Genomic DNA, 19,839 nt, shown 5'->3' on the forward strand with positions numbered 1-19,839 from the left:
AAAGGTTATTGCCTTGCATAAAAATAAGTTGAATTTTCTACCTAAACAGTATAAACATATATAAAATGCGAGGTTGATCGCATTTTTTTAAGGTGGAAAATGGTGGAAAATGAAAGAAGGGCGATAGTTTTATTTTTATTTTAACTTTTTATTTACTTTTTTGTTGGGTAGTTATTCGGTTTTGACGAATCGATAACTTACAGCTGGTGGTTAGATATATTAATGTTATTTCTAATAGGAATGATACGTGGATAATATCCAACTTTCGGTAGTATACAGACTGCCGCAAAGTTATCGGTGGTCATCTGGTTTTGTTGGTACGAAAGTTGAAATTTTGCCAACAGAAGATACAGATATGAAAAATAGCCTGACAGGGCTGAAATTGTTAAGCCATGAAGGCGAAAAAGCACGGGATATAATGCAAGTTATAAATCAGTCTATTGCTGATATGCAGATATTAAGTGCTGTGATTGAGTGGGAAGAAGAACCATGTTTATTTTTTGCGAAAGAAGATGAGAGCGCTGTGATGTGTCGTCTCAAGACATTAGGTGCTGCAATAGCCGAAAATATAACTGCTTTGTACCCGCTATAATTTTTACTCATCAATAAAAAACGCTTCCATTCAATAAGCGTTTTTTATTGTCTGCAAGGGAGTGTTCTGAGTCATGAGTGACTGCATTAGTTGGTATTGGTTATATTGAAACTTTCGTATTCTTTGCTAGTACTCGCCTTGCTCCATAGTAACGCTTACTCCAATAAGCATCTGTCAGCTTGGATACAATCACGCCACTACTGGTTGAAGCGTGCACGAACTGATTATTACCAAGGTAAATGCCGACATGACGCATCCGAATCCCTGTTTTGAACAGCACCAAGTCACCTACGCGTAATTTAGAACGGCTAACGGTTTGACCAATATTTTGTTGTTCTAACGTGGAACGAGGCAATGCCATGCCAAACTGATCATGAAATGTACGTTGGACAAAAGCTGAACAGTCAATACCACGCTTTGTGTTTCCACCAAGACGATAGGCAACACCTTTCCAGTCTGCATATTGGTTAAGTAGCTTAGATTTGGTATCTAAATTATTAACCAAAGTTTCAAATTCATCCTGAGATGATTGCAGTAAGAAATGCTTTTGAGAGTTTACTGCATGCATCTCAGTTTGTTTATTGCGGAGCTTGGAATCTGGTGAACTACATGCAGTTAGTACTACTGCCGCTAGAATTGCGGGAATCAGCCGCAATATGCATCTCAGTATTGATTGAGACTTGACCATCGTATTGATTTTCCCCTGCAGTCCTTAACGTGACTTATCGTCATCATAAAAAGCCAAACATTCTAAAGCCTAGTCATAATATGGCGAATTAACAAATTTTCTGTTCCTAAAGTGTGCGAAACAACACATTTTATTATTATCTTTACAAAACGTATTATTTTAATAAAAAGGACGTAGAAAAGAGTACTTAAATCATTAATAAAAAGCGAGAGATGAATGGAGTTATTTACAAAAAATTAGATTATTAACTAAGAGGTTAGAGAGGATTATTGTGGTTTTATACTGATTTGATAAATACTTTATAATATCGGGCAGATTTCTGCTATCTGCCCGATATTGCAGTATCAACTAGGTCGTCTAATGTTCGGTAATTTCTTATCTAGCCATTTTGCTATAATGTCACTTAATGGAGTCAATAATACCCAGCTCATGCCAATCAGTGTCAGAGATAAGGAGCCGACAGCAATGTCTGTAAACCAGTGAGCACCGGCCATAATGCGGGGAAGGGCGAAGGCAACCATAATCAACAGAGCAACAAAGAATGCGCTGCGAGAGACATAACGAAGGATAAAGCTACTGAAAATTAAAAGCATTAATCCGTGATCGCCAGGGAAGCTATCTTTGGAGGCATCTTTAGTATGCCAACTTGTCATTTCTCCTATGCGATTAACATTTTCAAATGTCAATGTTGGACTAGGGCGGCTGACAGGAATTTGGTGACCAATTTGGTTAATGATTACAGCTGAGATCAGCATCACTAGGCCAAGCATGAAAAGCCCACGTTTACCCGCATAATCCTGTTTGCGAAACGCGCTGTAATAAAGCAGTCCCATACATAAAAGTGAGATAACATCAAATGCTCTTACATTAGCGATAGCTACAAATAAGGAAAATTTAGAATTTGGCAGCAGTTTCTCATTAAAAAAATAAAAAATGCTGGAATCAATATGAAACCAAAAACCGTGGTTCTCTGGTAGGTACCATGAGAGAAACAAGGCGATACCAAGGATATTAAGCACAAGTATGGCTAGTGGGTGACTGCGAGTCATGGAATACCTATTTTAACGCGAAAATGGACTTTGGTAGTCAAATTAACAGGGATGGCACTATAACAAAATTTATAGGAAAGCGTAATAACTAAGGGAAGAGTATCGTTAAGGTGTGATTATATCAGTATATTTGGACATTTCATCGATGAATTATTTTATTGTTAATATAAAAATGATTTCCTGATATCAGAAAAATAGCTCAATCCACATGTCAGTACCGATAATATATATTTAGCGTAACATTGATGTCTGACTATTATTAAATAACTATATATGAATAACCTTATATCCAGATTTATTAGAATATTATGTTGAGTTGTGGTCGGGAAAAATAAAAAGTATAAAGAAATTGTTTCATTTTCCGTTATATAGATAGAAGAACGTTATACCATTATCTGATTTTCAGATTAGTGCGGTGCCAAAATAGATAATAGTGCTTGTTTTGGAGATTGAATACTTATGTTACGAAAAATGGCGATTTTTTTGTTTATGTCTTTCTCTTACCTGCAATGGCGTATTCTTCGCCCAATCTTAAGTTCTGTTATGTTCACTTTTATGATGCTATTGTTGACCTTCTATGATTACTTAATTGGGATGCCGGATATGCTGATGAGGGTGGGGGAAAGTAAAAATTTAGGCGTAATTACTATAAATTATCACTAGGTTTTATGGAGGGATTTGCTTAATTATTCTGTTTTTTTTATTTAATATACATAAATTATAATTATAACTTTTATTTGTGATTTGGTTCAAATAGTGAGTGTTAATGGCAATTGTTAAAATTATTTAATAAAAGTATTGTCATTATTTTTAGAAAAAAATCTACATTTGATATTTATCAATAAAAAGTGTTGATGTCGTATTTTTTCTACATGAAATAGTTATTATGGAAATGAAGGATAAAAGGTAACTGAGTTTTAGTTAATGGAAAAACGAAAGTGAGGTGACCATGCAAAATTATCTTAAATTATTCATTGGCGGTTTATTGATTTCATGGCTTTCTTATGGATATGCCGAATCAACAGGAGGAATAATTCGGTTTTCAGGTGCTATTGTTGACCCAGGATGTCAGGTTATCATATCAAACACTCAGGCCAATATTTCTTGCTATCGGTTGGGGAAAAATCTCACAGTTAGGCAAATCATTTCAACTCACAAAACAACAGGTAGAGTCATACTTCCTGGTAACATAGGTGTTTCCAGTGTGAAGTGGACAGATAACCAGAAACGTGTGGCAATTGTTAATGTGGATTATTTTTGACTTAATAGATAATGGGTTGCTCTTTTGATTGGATCTTATTTTCGTCAAAAGAGCAACTCATATTCAAGAATACGGAATTAATCACAACGTCCCATATAGCGACGCTCTGTAATATGAATGCGGATTTTTTCGCCGGAACTGAGATATTCGGGAACTTGGATAGTTAATCCTGTACTCATTTTAGCTGGTTTAGTGCGCGCGCTGGCAGAGGCTCCTTTAATGCCCGGTGATGTTTCGTCAATGACCATATCAACAGTCTGTGGCAATTCAAGAGCCAGTAATTGACCATCCATTGTCAGAACCTGCATTCCTGGTAAACCCTCTTCTGGAATAAACAGCAGTTCTTCTTCAATTTGATCTTTTTTGAAATGATAAGGGGTGAAGTCTTCATCATCCATGAAAATATATTCATCACCATCAATATAAGAAAAAATTACACTTCGGCGAGTCAATGTGATGGTTTCGATAATATCATCACCTTTGAAGCGCTCTTCCACCTTTTGGCCGGTACGAATATCAGTAAAACGCATTTTGTACAGAGTGCTGGCACCACGAGCGCTGGGTGACTGAATATCAATGTCTTTCACTAACAGTAACTTTCCATTATGGTTGATTGCAGCACCGCGTTTAATTTCATTGGCTTTAGCCATAGATACCTTCCGTAAGAACAAGAAAATAGTGGAATGAAGATTCAAGTGGCGACAAAATTACTCGCAGTCAACTTATTAGGCAAGAAATGAATGAATACCCCAGTTAAAAGACTGGGGCGAAGGGAAAACATTAACGATAAGTTGGTAACAAATTAAACAAGGAGAGGATATGCGCTATTGCATTTACCAACCCGAACAGGATAACAAAGGCTATCAAGAAATTCCCTCCCGGAGCACGGTAGTTAGATTCCGGATAACGCTGACGGCTGGCACGAACCATTAGTGCAGGAATAATAACTGCCCACATTGTTGCGGCAAGACCCGCAAAACCAATTGCATACAGGAAGCCGTTTGGAAAGAGCAATGCCAGTACAGTAGGTGGAGCAAATGTTATCAATGCGGTTTTAAAACGTCCTTTTCCGCTGTCATCGAATTTAAAAAAGTCTGCCAGATAATCAAATAATCCCAGTGATACCCCTAAAAATGAACTTGATAATGCCATATATGAAAAGGCATTTAAAAAGCGGGCCACGGCTGGATTGTCGGATGTATTATCCATCTGTTGCAGTAAGTTACCAATATTACCCCCATCGGCAATAATTTGTTTGAAAGCTTCACGGGGAATATTTCCCTGAATCGCGTACTGCCACAAAATATAGATGACCAAAGTTATTAATGCACCGTATAGCAAACTGCGAGTAACAGCTTTACTGTCTTTGTGATAATACTTAACCAGCCCAGGGACATTGCCGTGATAGCCAAATGATGTCAGCAGGTAAGGTAAAGCACCCAAAGCGTAAGGTAAATAACTTGTATCGGTGTTGTTCAAATCGAACAAAATGGTTGTTTTGACATCCGTAAACATACCCCCGACAGACATGATAAAGGTGATTACCATCCCGCCGATTAATATTGTGCTTAAACGATCGACTGCTTTAGTGGATATCCAAACAATAAAGGCAACTATAAAGGCGAATATCAAGCCAGCTACTGACTGTTTTATCGGAAGAATATGCTCAATATTGTGGAGGATGATTGAGCTTCCCGCTGAGATATAAGCATAGGTCAGGATATACAAAACGAAGGTGATGGATAAACCGGTCAGAATGCTCCAACCTTTACCTAGTAAGTCTTTGGTAACAGTATGGAAGCTGGAACCAATAGGATAATTCAAATTAGATTCAAGAATCATCAGACTGGAAAAATAAAGGCATACGCAGGTATACACCAGTAAAATAATTGATCCTGTAAACCATACGCCTGAGGTGACAATCGGAATGGAAAACATACCAGCGCCGATAGCAGTACCGGCAATGATCATAGCGCCACCGAATATGGAGGGGCGTTTCAAATTCTGCGTTACCTCAATGGTCATATAGACTCCCTGATGAATGGTGTTACCTTGTACTAGCGCAACGATACAGTAATGAGTAATATGTGTAAATAAATATTTATGGAAGTTAATTAAGTAGTTTTTGTCGTATTTTTCATACAAGGGCAGGGGGAGGAAAATTCTTTCGTGGAATATTTTTTACTTTCAGATAGTGATAATACAATGATCAATCTAGTAGTAATTTTAACTGAAACGATTCAATTTTGATGTTATAAATAACGGAGAAATCTTATATTTTACTTATGACTGTTTATTCAGGAGAAACTGGGCAAGATGAGCCGTCGAGTTGCCACAATTACTTTAAATCCAGCTTATGATTTAGTTGGCTTATGTCCAGATATTGTCAAGGGAACCGTTAACCGTGTACAGACAGCAGGGCTTCATGCTGCTGGCAAAGGGAATAATGTTGCGAAGGTTTTGTGTGACTTGGGTATCGATGTCACCGTCAGTGGTTTTCTGGGGCAGGATAATCAGGAAGGGTTTCAGCAATTTTTCAGCGAAAATAACATGGTGAATCGTTTCCATTTGGTCTCAGGACGAACGCGTATTAATGTGAAACTGACGGAAAAGTACGGTGAAGTGACGGATTTTAATTTTTCCGGTTTTTACGTGACAGAGGATGAGTGGAACAAATTTGTCAGTGATTCTCTTATGTGGATGAATCAATTTGATATGGTTGTGGTCAGTGGCAGTTTGCCAGAGGGGATCTCGCCAGAATTATTTGCGGATTGGATGATTCAATTACGCCACCATTGTCCTTGTATTATTTTTGATAGCAGCCGAGAAGCACTTGTTGCTGGCCTCAGGGCATCACCGTGGCTGGTAAAACCTAACCGTCATGAATTGGAAATTTGGGCGGGTAAACCACTACCGGATTTAGACAGCATTATTGATGTAGCTCATGAATTGCGCAATAGGGGGATTGCCCATGTTGTTATTTCATTAGCGGAACAGGGTGCATTGTGGGTTAATGCCTCTGGTACATGGTTGGCAAAACCGCCACATTGTGAGGTTATCAGTACAGTTGGTGCAGGGGATTCCATGGTCGGTGGATTGGTTTATGGTTTGCTGATGCGTGAATCCAGCGAACATACATTACGTCTGGCAACCGCAGTTTCCGCACTTACGGTTAGCCAGCCGAATGTTGGGATTAGAAGCCGTACTGAACTTGCTTCAATGATGTCAAGGATCGAACTGACTGCGGTTAGATGATTAATTTTGCTGAGATTTCAGCCAAGCAATTTCTTGATCCCAAATATCTGGATTGATCGTTTCAAGAACCAAAGGAATACCATTGAAGCGATCATCTTTCATAATATAACTGAAAGGTGTTTTACCGATATTACCTTCACCAAGGCTATGGTGTCGGTCAACTCGACTTGAGAATTCGCTTTTGGCATCGTTTAGGTGCATAGCTTTCAAGTAATTGAATCCAACAATTTCATCGAAAACTTTGAAGGTTTCGTCGCAGTCTTTTTCAGTCCGTAAGTCGTAACCTGCTGCGAAAGCGTGACAGGTATCAATACAGACACCAACGCGAGTTTTGTCTTCAACACCGTCAATAATCGCAGCCAGCTGTTCAAATTTAAAACCTAGGTTAGTTCCTTGTCCAGCCGTATTTTCGATGACTGCGATGACATTCTGTGTCTTGTCCAAAGTCATATTAATGGATTCTGCGATACGGGCTAGGCACTTATCAATATCGATTTTATTGAGATGACTTCCGGGATGAAAATTCAGTAAATCAATGCATAACTGCTCACAACGCTGCATTTCATCAATGAATGCGTTTGTATAATCATATGTATTCATAAATAATCATTTACAGTCATGAGTATTTATTTAATTAATTGATTTTTAAATTAATTACGTTTGATTTTTGTTTTGTGTAATCATCATTTGCCATAACTAAGCGCTCATTATAAAAACAAACTTCCACATTATTGGCCTTTACCCCCACTAATGAATGGCTTGTTTTATCAATATCTGTACACATCATACCATTTCTTTTTGGTTTGTTTTTAAGGGATTCGGTATAAATATCTTTATATGGTAGATCAAAATCTATGCCACCAATGGTATTGATAAACTCAACTTTATTTGGATATCCAGTAAACCTTAATAGCTTAATTTTGCCCGGTCGTCGATGATGCCTTCTCAGAGTAAGTTGAATACGTTTTCAAATACATCATCATAATAAGGCTGTTTGCCGTTCTCGTGCCGGATAATGAACTTGGCCAGCGCAATCAGCGTTGATTTGTTCACCGCGATAACTGGTTGAGGATCGACCACCAGAGACTGAGGAACACCCTTGATAACCGTTTCTCCCAAACGCATATCCCGTTATCTAATAAAAAGGTATAGCAATATCAACATACACAGATCAGAAAGCTTTTGGCGGAGAATGGATTAACACAAAGCATATCCAGAAAAGGAAATTGTCTGGATAATACGATGCCAGAAAATTTTTTCGCATTACTAAAAATGAAAATGTATCATCAACATGAGTTTGAAGATGTGGATAATTTAATCGCTTTTCTTGATGAATACATCAAATACTACAATACTAAACGGTTCAAGGTAAAACTGAAGGGCCTGAGTCCAGTGGAATATCGAAATCAGGCCAAGTTAGGGATTTAATAAAAGTATCCAACTTTATGGGGTCACTTCACGGAGCGCAGCCTTGAATATTATAATTGAATTTAGATTATCTTAAGCCAATAAACTCCGATCGCCATTATTAAGACGAATGCCGGGATCCATCATTACATAGCCCAATAAATTCCCTTCTCTATATATTCCGAAAACAAGGGAATAAAATAGTGTAACACTCGTTCCAGGTAAAGGCATTTTTTGAACTGTAGATTCCCAGTAATAACTTCTTACTTGTTGAGGTTTTACTTCTAATGGTTTTGCTGTCTCTACATCCATAATATAATCATGAAAATGATCCACAGTCATGACTGATAAATGCTCGTGCATTAAACCCTCATTATATATATTATGAGGAGGGAATGCCTCAAATTTTACTAATGCTGTTGAATATATAGAGTTCTTAGTTAAAGTAATATCTCTCCAACGAAGAACATCGCCTTTATTTGCACTAACAATTAAATCACCTGACCCTTGATGTAAATAAACATTATCTTCCTCAGTAAATAGATGGAAATAGTTATTATAATCATTAATTGGGGTAGGAGAATTCACATTAGAGCTAAATCTACCTTTATATCTGTTAATAAGATCTTCGGCTTGAATAGTAACCAATATATCTATTATTTTTTGGCTAAATCCTGTCATAATAGCAACCTTAATTAGTTAATTAAATTGATAATTATCATGCGATAAATTTAACAATAACCAACATGAACTCATAAGCCACTTACAGGATTTAATGTAATAAAAAAATATCAAATACTAAATATCAAAAAAAAACAGTCATGCAAGGATAAGTAAGTTACAAAAAAACCATTCATTACATTAATAACATTCTATATCAAATATTCTTTCTTTAATCTATTTAATAAAGTTCCAGATAACCATTTTTAATTTACCCAATATAAATATTCTGATAAATAAATTGTCTCTATGGTTTTTTGTTTATCTCCATTAGAAAACAAAAGGTATAAAGTGAATTTTTTGGTTATTATTTCATGATTTCACTTAGTTGCTTAACGAAATATATTTGTGAAAATATATCTGCACTCATTAGGCGAATCCAAGCAACATAATCTCTTTTTAAAATGGCCATTTAGGCTCGAAACAGAAGATCTAATTAATATTCTATTCAATGGAAATTCGTTAGTTCCATCACAGACACTTTACCTTTACACACCTATATTTAACAATTGTAAAAATTATTACAGCAGAATAAGTTATCGATGTGCAGTTTATGAACGTTTATTCATGAAATTATCAGGATGAAAAATAATGTCTGCTCATATCCCTACAGGGTATATCCCACAAACCAGTGAATCTTTACCACTCTATCTTGCTAAAAATTTACCAACAACAATTTCATTAGGTGGTGAACCTGAAACTTGGAAAATACAGGAGGTTGGCGATGGGAATCTCAACTTAGTATTTATTGTTTCTGGAAAGGAAAAGACAATTGTTGTGAAGCAAGCCTTGCCCTATGTTCGGGTAGCGGGTGAATCATGGCAGCTTTCTCTTGTTCGTTCGTATTTTGAATACCATGCTTTGATTGAAGAACGTAAAGTTGCCGGAAAGTATGTCCCCGAGGTTTATTTTTATGACGAAAAAATGTCTCTCTTCGCAATGGAGTATTTATCTCAGCATATCATCCTACGTAATCAACTAATTGCCAGGAAAAAACTCTCTCATCTTGCGGAAGATATTGGGATTTTTCTCGCCAATACACTCTTCCATACCTCAGATATTGGAATGCCCAGCAAGGAGAAGAAAGAGCTGATTGCCCGCTTCGCCAATAATCATGAACTTTGCAAAATCACCGAAGATTTGATTTTCACAGAGCCTTATTTCAACGCGGAACGAAATAACTGGACGTCCCCTCAACTTGATGACGAAGTTTATTCCATTTGGCAAGATCGCGCGTTAATTCAATCAGCCATGCAGTATAAGTATCAATTTATGACACAAGCACAAGCCTTGCTACATGGCGACCTCCATTCCGGTTCCATCATGGTGACACCAAATTCTACAAAAATGATTGACCCAGAATTTAGTTTCATGGGTCCAATGGCGTTTGATATCGGTAACTATATCGGTAATTTATTGATGGCCTATTTTGTCCAGCCCGCCCTGCGGGAAACTAATGCACAATGTGTCGATTACCAGATCTGGTTGCTGGAGCAAATAGAGACAACCTGGATAGTATTCGACCGTCACTTCCGTCAGTTATGGAATGAGAAAGAGATAGGGGATGCCTATCCCACCACGCTTTATCAACAAGGCACATTTGATGTCTCATTTTTGAAAACAGCACAAGACGATTTTTTATCCACCCTATTTAAAGATACCCTTGCTTATACTGGTTTCGAAATCAATCGCCGTATTATTGGCTTTGCCGGTGTTGCCGATTTCAAATTGATAGAAGATCAAAACCAGCGTGCTATTTATGAGAAAAGCGCGCTGAAATTAGCGCGAGAGTTGATTGTGAATAGAGAAAGATACCCTAATTTCTCTCTCATTCGACGCTATATAGCACAGTGTTAAAAGGAAAATATGAAATGGATAAATAACTTCAAGCAAGTGGCATTTTCATCTGTCTTGTTACCAAGCTCATTCTGAACTCAATGCTGTTATTCATAATTTCCAATGGAATAGAAAAGACAACTGATTGGTTAGATACTTTACTGAAAAAGTTATGCAAAACAGGATGTAGTAACGGAAATAGAATTTCAGGCTGGAAGTGTTTAGATGAAGTGGTGGGCAATACCAGATTCGAACTGATGACCCCCTCCTTGTAAGGGAGATGCTCTACCAACTGAGCTAATCGCCCACTTCATATTTCTGTACCTAAATGGTGGGTCGTGCAGGATTCGAACCTGCGACCAATTGATTAAAAGTCAACTGCTCTACCGACTGAGCTAACGACCCAATTAGGCAATTCTGATTTTGATATCTAAATGGTGGGTCGTGCAGGATTCGAACCTGCGACCAATTGATTAAAAGTCAACTGCTCTACCGACTGAGCTAACGACCCAATTAGATAATTTTGATTTTGATATTTGAATGGTGGGTCGTGCAGGATTCGAACCTGCGACCAATTGATTAAAAGTCAACTGCTCTACCGACTGAGCTAACGACCCATTCTAAATATCAGGTGTGATACTGCGAAACAATCTAATGAAGTGGTGGGCGATACCAGATTCGAACTGATGACCCCCTCCTTGTAAGGGAGATGCTCTACCAACTGAGCTAATCGCCCACTTCAGATGACTATAACGACATCAATACCACTGATTTATGATTGGTGGGCGATACCAGATTCGAACTGATGACCCCCTCCTTGTAAGGGAGATGCTCTACCAACTGAGCTAATCGCCCAATCATAAAATCATTTTTATCACAACGTTACCACTAACGTTGTTTATCACTACGAGAGTATGGTGGGCGATACCAGATTCGAACTGATGACCCCCTCCTTGTAAGGGAGATGCTCTACCAACTGAGCTAATCGCCCCGTCGTGATGGAGTCGCATTATAGGGATAGTTCGAGGTGAGTCAACGGTTTTTATTATTAAAATAATCGTTCGTCGTAAAATTAAACAGAATGAAACAATTATAATCACGCTGTGGTATCATCTAGTCAATGCATTTTGTCTTTTCTCAACAACCTACTGTTAACAGCATTGAGGAATTGAAGTGCGGTGATAAAATGATTCCCACTATTGTTACACCAATCATCCAAAACGTTCTCTAAACAAGAGAAACGTAATTAAGGCAATTCCTGATGAGTAAAATTAAAACCCGTTTTGCGCCAAGTCCAACTGGCTACCTTCACGTTGGTGGTGCGCGTACTGCCCTTTATTCCTGGTTATACAGCCACCACAATAAAGGTGAATTTGTTCTTCGTATTGAAGACACCGATCTGGAACGTTCCACTCAAGAAGCCATTGATGCAATTATGGACGGGATGAACTGGTTAAACCTAAATTGGGATGAAGGCCCTTATTATCAGACCAAACGTTTCGACCGTTATAACCAAGTTATTGATGAAATGCTGGAACAGAGTACAGCTTACCGCTGTTATTGTTCCAAAGAACGTTTGGAGCAACTGCGTGAAACACAAATGGCAAATGGTGAAAAGCCACGCTATGACGGGCTGTGCCGTGACAACGAGTGCCAACACAGCCATGATGAACCCCATGTTGTACGTTTCCGCAACCCGCAGGAAGGATCGGTCATTTTTAATGATAGCATCCGTGGCCCGATTGAATTCAGCAATCAGGAACTGGATGATTTGATTATTCGCCGTACCGACGGCTCGCCAACTTATAACTTCTGTGTTGTCATTGATGACTGGGATATGGAAATCACCCATGTTATTCGTGGAGAAGACCATATCAACAATACTCCGCGCCAAATCAATATCCTCAAAGCCCTCGGTGCTCCGGTTCCAGAATATGCCCACGTTTCCATGATCCTTGGAGATGATGGTAAAAAACTATCCAAACGTCATGGTGCAGTCAGTGTAATGCAGTACCGCGATGACGGTTATCTGCCAGAAGCTCTGTTGAACTATCTGGTTCGTCTGGGTTGGTCACATGGCGATCAGGAGATTTTCAGTGTTGACGAAATGACTGAATTATTCAGCCTGGATGCTATCAGCAAATCCGCCAGCGCGTTTAACACTGAAAAACTGCAATGGTTGAATCATCATTACATTAATACCCTGCCAGCAGAAAAAGTTGCTGTACATTTAGCGTGGCATATTGAACAGCAAGCTATCGATACACACACTGGCCCAGAATTAGTTGATTTGGTCAAGCTGTTGGGCGAACGCTGCAAGACTTTAAAAGAAATGGCAGGTTCTTGCCGCTATTTCTATGAAGAATTTACTGAATTCGATGCAGATGCTGCGAAGAAACATTTACGCCCTGTTGCTCGCCAGCCATTAGAAGTTGTCCGTGCAAAATTGGCAGCTATCACTGAATGGACAGCAGAAAATATCCATCATGCAATTCAGGCAACGGCTGATGAACTGGAAGTTGGCATGGGTAAAGTGGGTATGCCACTGCGTGTTGCTGTGACGGGTGCAGGCCAGTCTCCGAGTGTTGATGTCACGATTCATGCCATCAACCAACCCCGCTCTTTGTCTCGTATTGATAAGGCTTTATCTTATATTGCTCAGCGTGAAGCACAATAAATCACCATTTAATAATTTGATGTAAAAGTAAAAGATGAAGTAGATAAAGGCACTCAATCTATTGCAGTGTCTTTATTTTTACTGCCTGCATTACCTATTGATGGCTTTTTCAGCGCTTACACAGAGAATATTAATGAATCCATTGACAGAATTCTCTGGGTTTCATATGATTCGCCCCGTTCCACAGGATTTTGACTTGGGGCTATAGCTCAGCTGGGAGAGCGCTTGCATGGCATGCAAGAGGTCAGCGGTTCGATCCCGCTTAGCTCCACCAAATACTTGTAATCTCCAGTCAGTATTTGGCACTCAAAACCTGAACAACATTCGTGGGGCTATAGCTCAGCTGGGAGAGCGCTTGCATGGCATGCAAGAGGTCAGCGGTTCGATCCCGCTTAGCTCCACCAAAATTCTATAATCCCCTGAAAACGAAAGTTCTCAGGGGATTTTCTTTTAGACAAATATAATGAAATTAGTCTGTCACTTTCCTACGATCAAAAAATAGCATCACTGTACACATGGCCTAATTCATAGTTATTTATACCTGTCGTCTTTCAAGTTGCAGCTTTGCTGGCTGCGCTCACTCACCCCGGTCACATAGTTATCTATGCTCCAGGGGATTAATGAAAGGCTCCTGCCTTTCACCGGAGGCCAGCCTTTGGCTGGGCAAATTCGTTCCCGACGAATTTGTCATTCCCTTGCCGTCGCTCTGCATCTTGAAATTCAATGGGTATAAACATAGATGATATAAAATAAATGTGAGCATAATCTAAGTTAGAGATGATAAACAACTTGGATTCACATTAAAATTAGATTCCGATAACGTTTTATTAGAAATAACAGTCAATAACTAATTGTATCATTTGTTTTTTTATGATAGAAAAGTTATTGGGTTCAATAGTACCATATTTTGTTATACCCATTTTATTAAAAACAAAGCATTTACTCATTTTTAATAAAACTCAGCCTCGTTTTAGTGCCAATGTCTATCTTTTACTAATCTTAATAAGAAATAAATCAGAGATTGAACTCAACATCATGCAAAGGCGTTTTTATTTTTTAATCTAGATAAAATAATGTAATAAAAAATCCAATAAGGAAAAACATGCAAAAGGTAAGATTGTTGGGCGAAGTAAAATATCTTTTTTTATTATCAAGCCCGATTATAATAACGCAACTTGCCAGAACAGCTATGGGTGCAGTCGATGCTATCATGTCAGGCCATTATTCAACAAACGATTTAGCGGCGGTTTCTCTTGGAGGTAGCATTTGGTTTCCTATCTTTATATTGGGATACGGCGTTATTATTATGTTGGCTGCCGATGTAGCAAAATACAGATCTCATAATGATATTGATGAAATAAAAGAGTGCACAAACAATTACATAACTGCTTCACTCATTTTATCAATACCCATTATTATTTTCCTGTTCGTTGCTGTACAGATACTGTCTCTTATTGGTATTGATGAAAATGTAGTGAATATTACGGATGGTTATATTACAGCTATGGCATTTAGTGTACCCGGAGTGATGATATTCAACGTATTTCGCTCTCTACTGCAAGGACTCGAAGATACAAAAGTCGCTATGTATATTTCCTGTATTGCTCTTCTTATTAATATACCTCTCAATTATGCTTTCATATTTGGTAAATTTGGTATACCAGAGATGGGAGGAGTAGGTGCAGGCATAGCAACAGCAATTATCAATACTCTTAGTGCCATTGTTCTCGTTATTTATTTCTTATACAAAAAAGAGTATAAAAAATACCAGTTTAAATTCTCTTTAAAATTCAATAAAAATTTAAAGAGATTATTTTCAATCGGTATTCCAAGTGGAATGGCTCTTTTTATTGAATTGCTCTTTCTTGATATTATTTCATTTGGCATTGCTACTCTAGGCCCTGTTTACATCGCCGCCAATAATATATTGTTAATTATATCTTCCCTGATGTTTACCGTGAGTGGTGGATTTTCCACTGCCACAACAGTAAGAGTCAGTTATTTAAAAGCCAAAAGAGACATCCAATCAATATTACGCTTTAGTACTATAGCAACCGCTACCGGCTCATTAATATCCTTTGTATTATGTGCTATTTTCTATCTATATGCTGAATCCATTATTACTTTATATACAAAAGATATTCTTGTGATAAATACGGCTGTTAGCATTGTGATGTTCTTGTGCTTTTTCTATTTCTTTGATGCTTTTCAGTTCATATTATCGGGTGTTTTTCGAGGGTTACATGAAACAAAAGTTGTGTTCTATGCTCCTATTTTTGGTTATTGGGTTGTGGGAGTCCCTTTGGGTTTTACGTTAGGGCTAACAGATATCATTACAGAAAAAATGGGGTTGGTTGGTTTTTGGTATGGTCTGGTTTCAGGTTTAATTGTCAATGCGATAGTGCTTTCCGTTATATTGAACTCTAAGTTTAAAAAACTAGTAAAATAAACAACATTAAGAACGTATTTCTAATGGATTTCAAGTGCAGCGCAACGGTAAGAGAGCAACCGTTTCGCCACTTATTCTTTCGTTGTCATACGCTTCATTAGGGGCGTATTTACCATCCATTCTCTGACTTCAATAGGTAAAGTCTGCATATGCCCTTTATATTTGCCAAATGGCATAACTGTGTTAGCGATTTCCAGAAAATTTTCTTTTTTCATTGTATTCACCTCTTTAACCTGAATATATCCTGACGTTAAAACCACCTTCAAAGAAGGCGGTTTTAAATTGGGCATCCAATAATGGCTTCATTCATTCCTACCATATCAGCAAAATATCCTCTTGCCCAAAAGTGATTACCCCACAGTCTTTTTTATATATGAGGAAATAGCTTATAAAGCCTGATGTCCCTCCAACCTTTGAGGAGTCCCATCAATATTGATACCAATAATTTAGGGAGGAATGATGACGACTAGAAATATATGGTCTAGCTAGATATTTAACTCTAATACTTCACAATTTTTCATAATTGGGCTACCAGATACAAAAAATTTTGGTTTTAGTAAATTGGGAAACTCCTTGTGAAGTCATATTAAATCCAGTTGCTGTCCAATTTGGATTAAAATGTGAATGCTATAGTCCAACTCTTCTTTGCTCAGATTCGCGCTCAAATTCATCCGTATTCGTGTACGTGTTTTACTTACAGCAGGAAATGCCACAGGATTAACGTATATACCTTTCTCATGAAGCATACGAGCCATTGTATAGCAACGATGTTCATCACCTGTAATCAATGGCACAATGGCAGTTTCGCTGTTGAGTATATTAAATCCCGCATCACGTAATTTTTGGCGGAAATACTCTGCCTTAGCTTGCAACTCTAAGGTCAATTGTGATGAGGCATCAAGAATATCGATAGCACTCATGACTGCAGCTAACACGGCCGGAGGGAGTGAAGCAGAGTAAATATAAGGCGTTGCGGCAACGCGGAGGATTTTTCCTGTTTTCTTATTTGTGCCAATAAACCCGCCAATGCCTGGTAAGCCTTTGCTCAAGCTACCAGTGATAATATCAACTTGATCAGTTATTCCAAAGTGGGCACAGCTTCCTCGGCCGTTCGGGCCAACATGTGCAGTGCCATGCGCGTCATCAACAATGACAAAGGCATTGTATTTTCGTGCTAGCTCGACAATACCAGGCAATGGTGCTAAATCACCATCCATACTAAAAACACCATCGGTGATAATAAATTTGCGTGCTTGAAATGAAGTTTGACGCAATTTGTTCTCAAGACTTTTTAGAGAAGCATGTTGATAAATTCGAACTGTTGCACTGCTCAGTTTCAGGCCATCAACAATAGATTGATGGTTGAGCATGTCACTGAAAACTACGTCACCTTCACGGCATAGAGTCGAGAGGACAGCGAGATTAGCGCTGAATCCTGAGCTGAAAGTAATGACTTCCTCTACACCAAGGAATTTAGCCAGCCGTTGCTCCATTTCAAGATGTAAGTCACTAGTACCATTAAGAAGACGTACGCCACTGGATGTGGTTCCATAATGATGAATTGCATTGATGCTGGATTCAATGATGCTTTGATGGCCATTGAGTCCAGAGTAGTTATAGGAGCCTAAATGCAAAACATCACGTATAAGTGCGCTATCGGCACTGGTAGGACTGTAGCTAACGGAAGCATTCTTGCAAGGAATGCTATGAAATACTCTACCAATCATATCCATTTTGCCCTCAGAGACAAAATGGTCGTAACGCTCAGCTATACTCTGTAGATAATCGTTAGATCGCGCAATGTCACGATGATCGTCATCTATTCTTGAGTCAGTATGACTAAATTTATTCATAGTCCTGGTTCCTTGTATAAAAATAAGAATTAAAAATGATGATAAATATTCTCACTAAGATCTTAGTGAGTTGATTAGAATAAATAGGGAGTTTAGATTAAGACCTCTCGGTTATATATTTCAGCAGTAATACATGATAAGAATTGATATTTATCACTCCTTATAATTTTATATATATATTTTAAATAACCACGTTAATTTATAATTATTCTAAATTTATCTACATCAATAAAATAAATACATATTTTAATTTACGCAAATTAGCACTTAACCTTACTTTTTGTAAATAGATATTTTTTGAACTGTAACTAATATTATTTATATTATTCCGTATAACATGGAAGGCTATTCTTGGGAAATAGCAGATGATATTTCATCGTAACAATAGAACAAGGGTATAATACAAAGGAGTTTCATTCCTGATTCAAACTGTAACTATCACAAGCAATACATGATAAAATTCACATAATTAGAAAAACCACCATCCAATATATTTTCATTTATAGATAAATAACATTTTGCAATAGTGACATATTCATTTTTGCATTCTGAATTATTGCTGTAATGAAAACAATTTTATGAACGGTTCCATTCAGTTAAGTAACTACCATAAATACTGGTAACAATGATTTCATGTTGCCATTTCATATAACGATTGCCACAAACGTTAAATTTTTTAAAAGAAAAAGTGGCATCTGCCAAGATGCCACTTTTATTCATTTCATTATAAAGTTTAATTTATAGAAGGAGCTTAAATACTCATGATCAGCCCTGTAATTGCCGCAGACAGGAAGCTCACCAGAGTAGAGCCGAACAGCAGCTTCAGGCCAAAACGTGCAACCGTGTTACCCTGTTTTTCATTAAGTCCTTTAATGGCACCAGCAACAATCCCAATAGATGAGAAATTAGCGAAGGAAACTAAGAATACCGACAGAATGCCTTTTGAACGTTCGCTCAGTTCAGCCGAAATTTCTTGCAGGCCCTGCATTGCCACAAACTCATTGGAAACGAGTTTCGTCGCCATGATACTGCCTACTTTCAGCGCTTCATCGCCCGGAATACCAATGATCCACGCCAAAGGATAGAACACATACCCCAGACACTCTTGGAAAGTAATACCAAACACTAAGTCAAAAATGGCATTGATACCCGCAATCAGGGCGATAAAACCAATCAACATTGCAGAAACAATCAATGCGACTTTGAAACCAGCCAAAATATATTCGCCCAGCATTTCAAAAAAACTTTGTCCTTCGTGCAGGTTGCTCATATGGATTTCTTCTTCACTCTCAACAGAGTAAGGGTTAATGAGCGACAAGACGATAAAGGTGCTGAACATATTAAGTACCAGCGCTGCTACCACGTATCTTGCATCCAGCATCGTCATATAGGCACCCACAATAGACATGGATACTGTAGACATTGCCGTCGCCGCCATCGTATACATCCGGCGCTCAGACATCTTACCCAGTACATCTTTGTAAGCAATAAAGTTCTCTGATTGCCCCAGAATCAGTGAGCTAACCGCATTAAACGACTCCAGCTTGCCCATGCCGTTAATTTTAGACAACACTGTACCTATCGCGCGGATAATAATCGGCAATACTTTAATATGTTGTAAAATACCAATCAAAGCAGAAATGAAGATGATTGGGCACAATACATTCAGGAAGAAAAATGCCAGATTCGCTTCCATCATTCCGCCGAAAATAAAGCTGGTTCCTTTCGCCGCATAAGACAACAAATGGACGAACAGGTTGTCAAATGCCTTAACAATCCCCAAACCAGCATTAGAATTCAGGAAAAACCATGCCAAAAAAATCTCAATAATCAATAACTGAATAATATAACGAATCCGAATATCCTTTCGGTTATTACTCGCTAAAATCGACAGACCGCCAATCACGACCAATGCAAGGAAAAAATGAAAAACATGAGACATAAAAAAGAACTCCAAACATGATGCTGTGCAAATTTGTAACTATATTATATGTAACGGATAACAGTATATTTTTATAATCATCACATAAATCTATTAATTAAACGCTACAA

The 19,839-nt window shown here is 38.0% G+C and carries 17 protein-coding genes, 9 tRNA genes and 3 pseudogenes; 10 read left to right on the plus strand and 19 right to left on the minus strand.

Annotation, left to right across the window (positions count from 1 at the left end):
* Positions 1-247 precede the first annotated feature (247 nt).
* Entirely contained in the window at positions 248-592 is a 345-nt protein-coding gene (locus AC5JQI_RS12720; protein WP_275348388.1) for a YejG family protein, read from the plus strand.
* 100 nt (positions 593-692) lie between these two features.
* Here AC5JQI_RS12720 and mepS read toward each other — a convergent pair whose 3' ends face one another.
* Positions 693-1,280, minus strand: coding sequence for a bifunctional murein DD-endopeptidase/murein LD-carboxypeptidase (gene mepS / locus AC5JQI_RS12725; protein ID WP_493912430.1), 588 nt, complete (start codon positions 1,278-1,280; stop codon positions 693-695).
* Between the two features lie 344 nt (positions 1,281-1,624).
* Positions 1,625-2,329: a phosphatase PAP2 family protein gene (locus AC5JQI_RS12730; protein ID WP_493912431.1), complete on the minus strand. Its 705-nt coding sequence runs from the start codon at positions 2,327-2,329 to the stop codon at positions 1,625-1,627.
* 949 nt (positions 2,330-3,278) lie between these two features.
* Here AC5JQI_RS12730 and AC5JQI_RS12735 point away from each other — a divergent pair.
* The gene (locus AC5JQI_RS12735; protein WP_493912432.1) at positions 3,279-3,590 is read left to right on the plus strand and encodes a YmdA family protein; all 312 of its coding nucleotides are present in this window, start codon (positions 3,279-3,281) and stop codon (positions 3,588-3,590) included.
* A 77-nt stretch (positions 3,591-3,667) separates the two neighbouring features.
* Here AC5JQI_RS12735 and yeiP read toward each other — a convergent pair whose 3' ends face one another.
* Together yeiP and mtr are read right to left on the minus strand one after the other, a co-directional pair.
* Positions 3,668-4,240, minus strand: coding sequence for an elongation factor P-like protein YeiP (yeiP, locus tag AC5JQI_RS12740; protein WP_493912433.1), 573 nt, complete (start codon positions 4,238-4,240; stop codon positions 3,668-3,670).
* Positions 4,241-4,370: 130 nt separating this feature from the next.
* The gene (gene mtr, locus AC5JQI_RS12745) at positions 4,371-5,615 is read right to left on the minus strand and encodes a tryptophan permease (RefSeq protein ID WP_237385200.1); all 1,245 of its coding nucleotides are present in this window, start codon (positions 5,613-5,615) and stop codon (positions 4,371-4,373) included.
* Between the two features lie 291 nt (positions 5,616-5,906).
* Here mtr and fruK point away from each other — a divergent pair, with 291 nt between their 5' ends.
* Positions 5,907-6,845: a 1-phosphofructokinase gene (gene fruK, locus AC5JQI_RS12750; protein ID WP_493912434.1), complete on the plus strand. Its 939-nt coding sequence runs from the start codon at positions 5,907-5,909 to the stop codon at positions 6,843-6,845.
* On the opposite strand, the pseudogene nfo reads toward fruK, so the two are convergent.
* The 3 genes and pseudogenes from nfo to AC5JQI_RS12765 all read right to left on the minus strand — a co-directional run.
* Positions 6,846-7,421: pseudogene (nfo, locus tag AC5JQI_RS12755) on the minus strand (deoxyribonuclease IV); the annotation flags it as partial.
* A gap of 58 nt (positions 7,422-7,479) precedes the next feature.
* Positions 7,480-7,632 (minus strand): hypothetical protein, encoded by a 153-nt coding sequence (locus AC5JQI_RS12760; protein WP_493912435.1) that lies wholly within the window; start codon positions 7,630-7,632, stop codon positions 7,480-7,482.
* A 158-nt stretch (positions 7,633-7,790) separates the two neighbouring features.
* Entirely contained in the window at positions 7,791-7,970 is a 180-nt protein-coding gene (locus AC5JQI_RS12765; protein WP_493912436.1) for a hypothetical protein, read from the minus strand.
* Positions 7,971-8,027: 57 nt separating this feature from the next.
* On the opposite strand from AC5JQI_RS12765, the gene AC5JQI_RS12770 reads away from it, so the two are divergent.
* Positions 8,028-8,273 (plus strand): IS3 family transposase, encoded by a 246-nt coding sequence (locus AC5JQI_RS12770; RefSeq protein ID WP_493912437.1) that lies wholly within the window; start codon positions 8,028-8,030, stop codon positions 8,271-8,273.
* 72 nt (positions 8,274-8,345) lie between these two features.
* On the opposite strand, the gene AC5JQI_RS12775 is transcribed toward AC5JQI_RS12770, so the two are convergent.
* Complete coding sequence (locus AC5JQI_RS12775) at positions 8,346-8,933, minus strand: AidA/PixA family protein (RefSeq protein ID WP_493912438.1); 588 nt, start codon at positions 8,931-8,933, stop codon at positions 8,346-8,348.
* Between the two features lie 630 nt (positions 8,934-9,563).
* Here AC5JQI_RS12775 and mtnK point away from each other — a divergent pair.
* Complete coding sequence (gene mtnK, locus AC5JQI_RS12780; protein ID WP_493912439.1) at positions 9,564-10,829, plus strand: S-methyl-5-thioribose kinase; 1,266 nt, start codon at positions 9,564-9,566, stop codon at positions 10,827-10,829.
* A gap of 210 nt (positions 10,830-11,039) precedes the next feature.
* Here the strand turns inward: mtnK and AC5JQI_RS12785 are convergent.
* From AC5JQI_RS12785 to AC5JQI_RS12815, 7 genes are all read right to left on the minus strand, one after another.
* Positions 11,040-11,115, minus strand: a tRNA-Val gene (locus AC5JQI_RS12785).
* Positions 11,116-11,137: 22 nt separating this feature from the next.
* Positions 11,138-11,213, minus strand: a tRNA-Lys gene (locus AC5JQI_RS12790).
* Positions 11,214-11,243: 30 nt separating this feature from the next.
* Positions 11,244-11,319, minus strand: a tRNA-Lys gene (locus AC5JQI_RS12795).
* 30 nt (positions 11,320-11,349) lie between these two features.
* Positions 11,350-11,425: transfer RNA gene (locus AC5JQI_RS12800), tRNA-Lys, on the minus strand.
* 43 nt (positions 11,426-11,468) lie between these two features.
* A tRNA-Val gene (locus AC5JQI_RS12805) sits at positions 11,469-11,544 on the minus strand.
* Positions 11,545-11,587: 43 nt separating this feature from the next.
* Positions 11,588-11,663 (minus strand) — tRNA-Val (locus AC5JQI_RS12810).
* Between the two features lie 60 nt (positions 11,664-11,723).
* Positions 11,724-11,799, minus strand: a tRNA-Val gene (locus AC5JQI_RS12815).
* A 270-nt stretch (positions 11,800-12,069) separates the two neighbouring features.
* On the opposite strand from AC5JQI_RS12815, the gene gltX reads away from it, so the two are divergent.
* The 5 genes from gltX (at position 12,070) to AC5JQI_RS12840 (ending at position 15,934) form a co-directional block, all read left to right on the plus strand.
* Positions 12,070-13,485, plus strand: coding sequence for a glutamate--tRNA ligase (gltX, locus tag AC5JQI_RS12820; RefSeq protein ID WP_493912440.1), 1,416 nt, complete (start codon positions 12,070-12,072; stop codon positions 13,483-13,485).
* Between the two features lie 198 nt (positions 13,486-13,683).
* Positions 13,684-13,759 (plus strand) — tRNA-Ala (locus AC5JQI_RS12825).
* A gap of 54 nt (positions 13,760-13,813) precedes the next feature.
* Positions 13,814-13,889 (plus strand) — tRNA-Ala (locus tag AC5JQI_RS12830).
* Positions 13,890-14,089: 200 nt separating this feature from the next.
* Entirely contained in the window at positions 14,090-14,218 is a 129-nt protein-coding gene (locus AC5JQI_RS12835; RefSeq protein ID WP_272903029.1) for a hypothetical protein, read from the plus strand.
* Positions 14,219-14,587: 369 nt separating this feature from the next.
* Entirely contained in the window at positions 14,588-15,934 is a 1,347-nt protein-coding gene (locus AC5JQI_RS12840) for an MATE family efflux transporter (protein ID WP_493912441.1), read from the plus strand.
* A 116-nt stretch (positions 15,935-16,050) separates the two neighbouring features.
* Here the strand turns inward: AC5JQI_RS12840 and AC5JQI_RS12845 are convergent.
* The 4 genes and pseudogenes from AC5JQI_RS12845 to AC5JQI_RS12860 form a co-directional block, all read right to left on the minus strand.
* Positions 16,051-16,149, minus strand: a pseudogene (locus AC5JQI_RS12845) (putative quorum-sensing-regulated virulence factor); the annotation flags it as partial.
* A gap of 77 nt (positions 16,150-16,226) precedes the next feature.
* Positions 16,227-16,455 (minus strand): annotated as a pseudogene (tnpA, locus tag AC5JQI_RS12850) (IS200/IS605 family transposase); the annotation flags it as partial.
* A gap of 60 nt (positions 16,456-16,515) precedes the next feature.
* Positions 16,516-17,787, minus strand: a complete 1,272-nt coding sequence (locus AC5JQI_RS12855) for an aminotransferase class I/II-fold pyridoxal phosphate-dependent enzyme (RefSeq protein WP_493912442.1) — start codon at positions 17,785-17,787, stop codon at positions 16,516-16,518.
* 751 nt (positions 17,788-18,538) lie between these two features.
* The gene (locus tag AC5JQI_RS12860) at positions 18,539-19,729 is read right to left on the minus strand and encodes a NupC/NupG family nucleoside CNT transporter (protein WP_493912443.1); all 1,191 of its coding nucleotides are present in this window, start codon (positions 19,727-19,729) and stop codon (positions 18,539-18,541) included.
* Between the last annotated feature and the right edge of the window lie 110 nt (positions 19,730-19,839).

Source organism: Xenorhabdus sp. XBWT, from assembly GCF_059072735.1.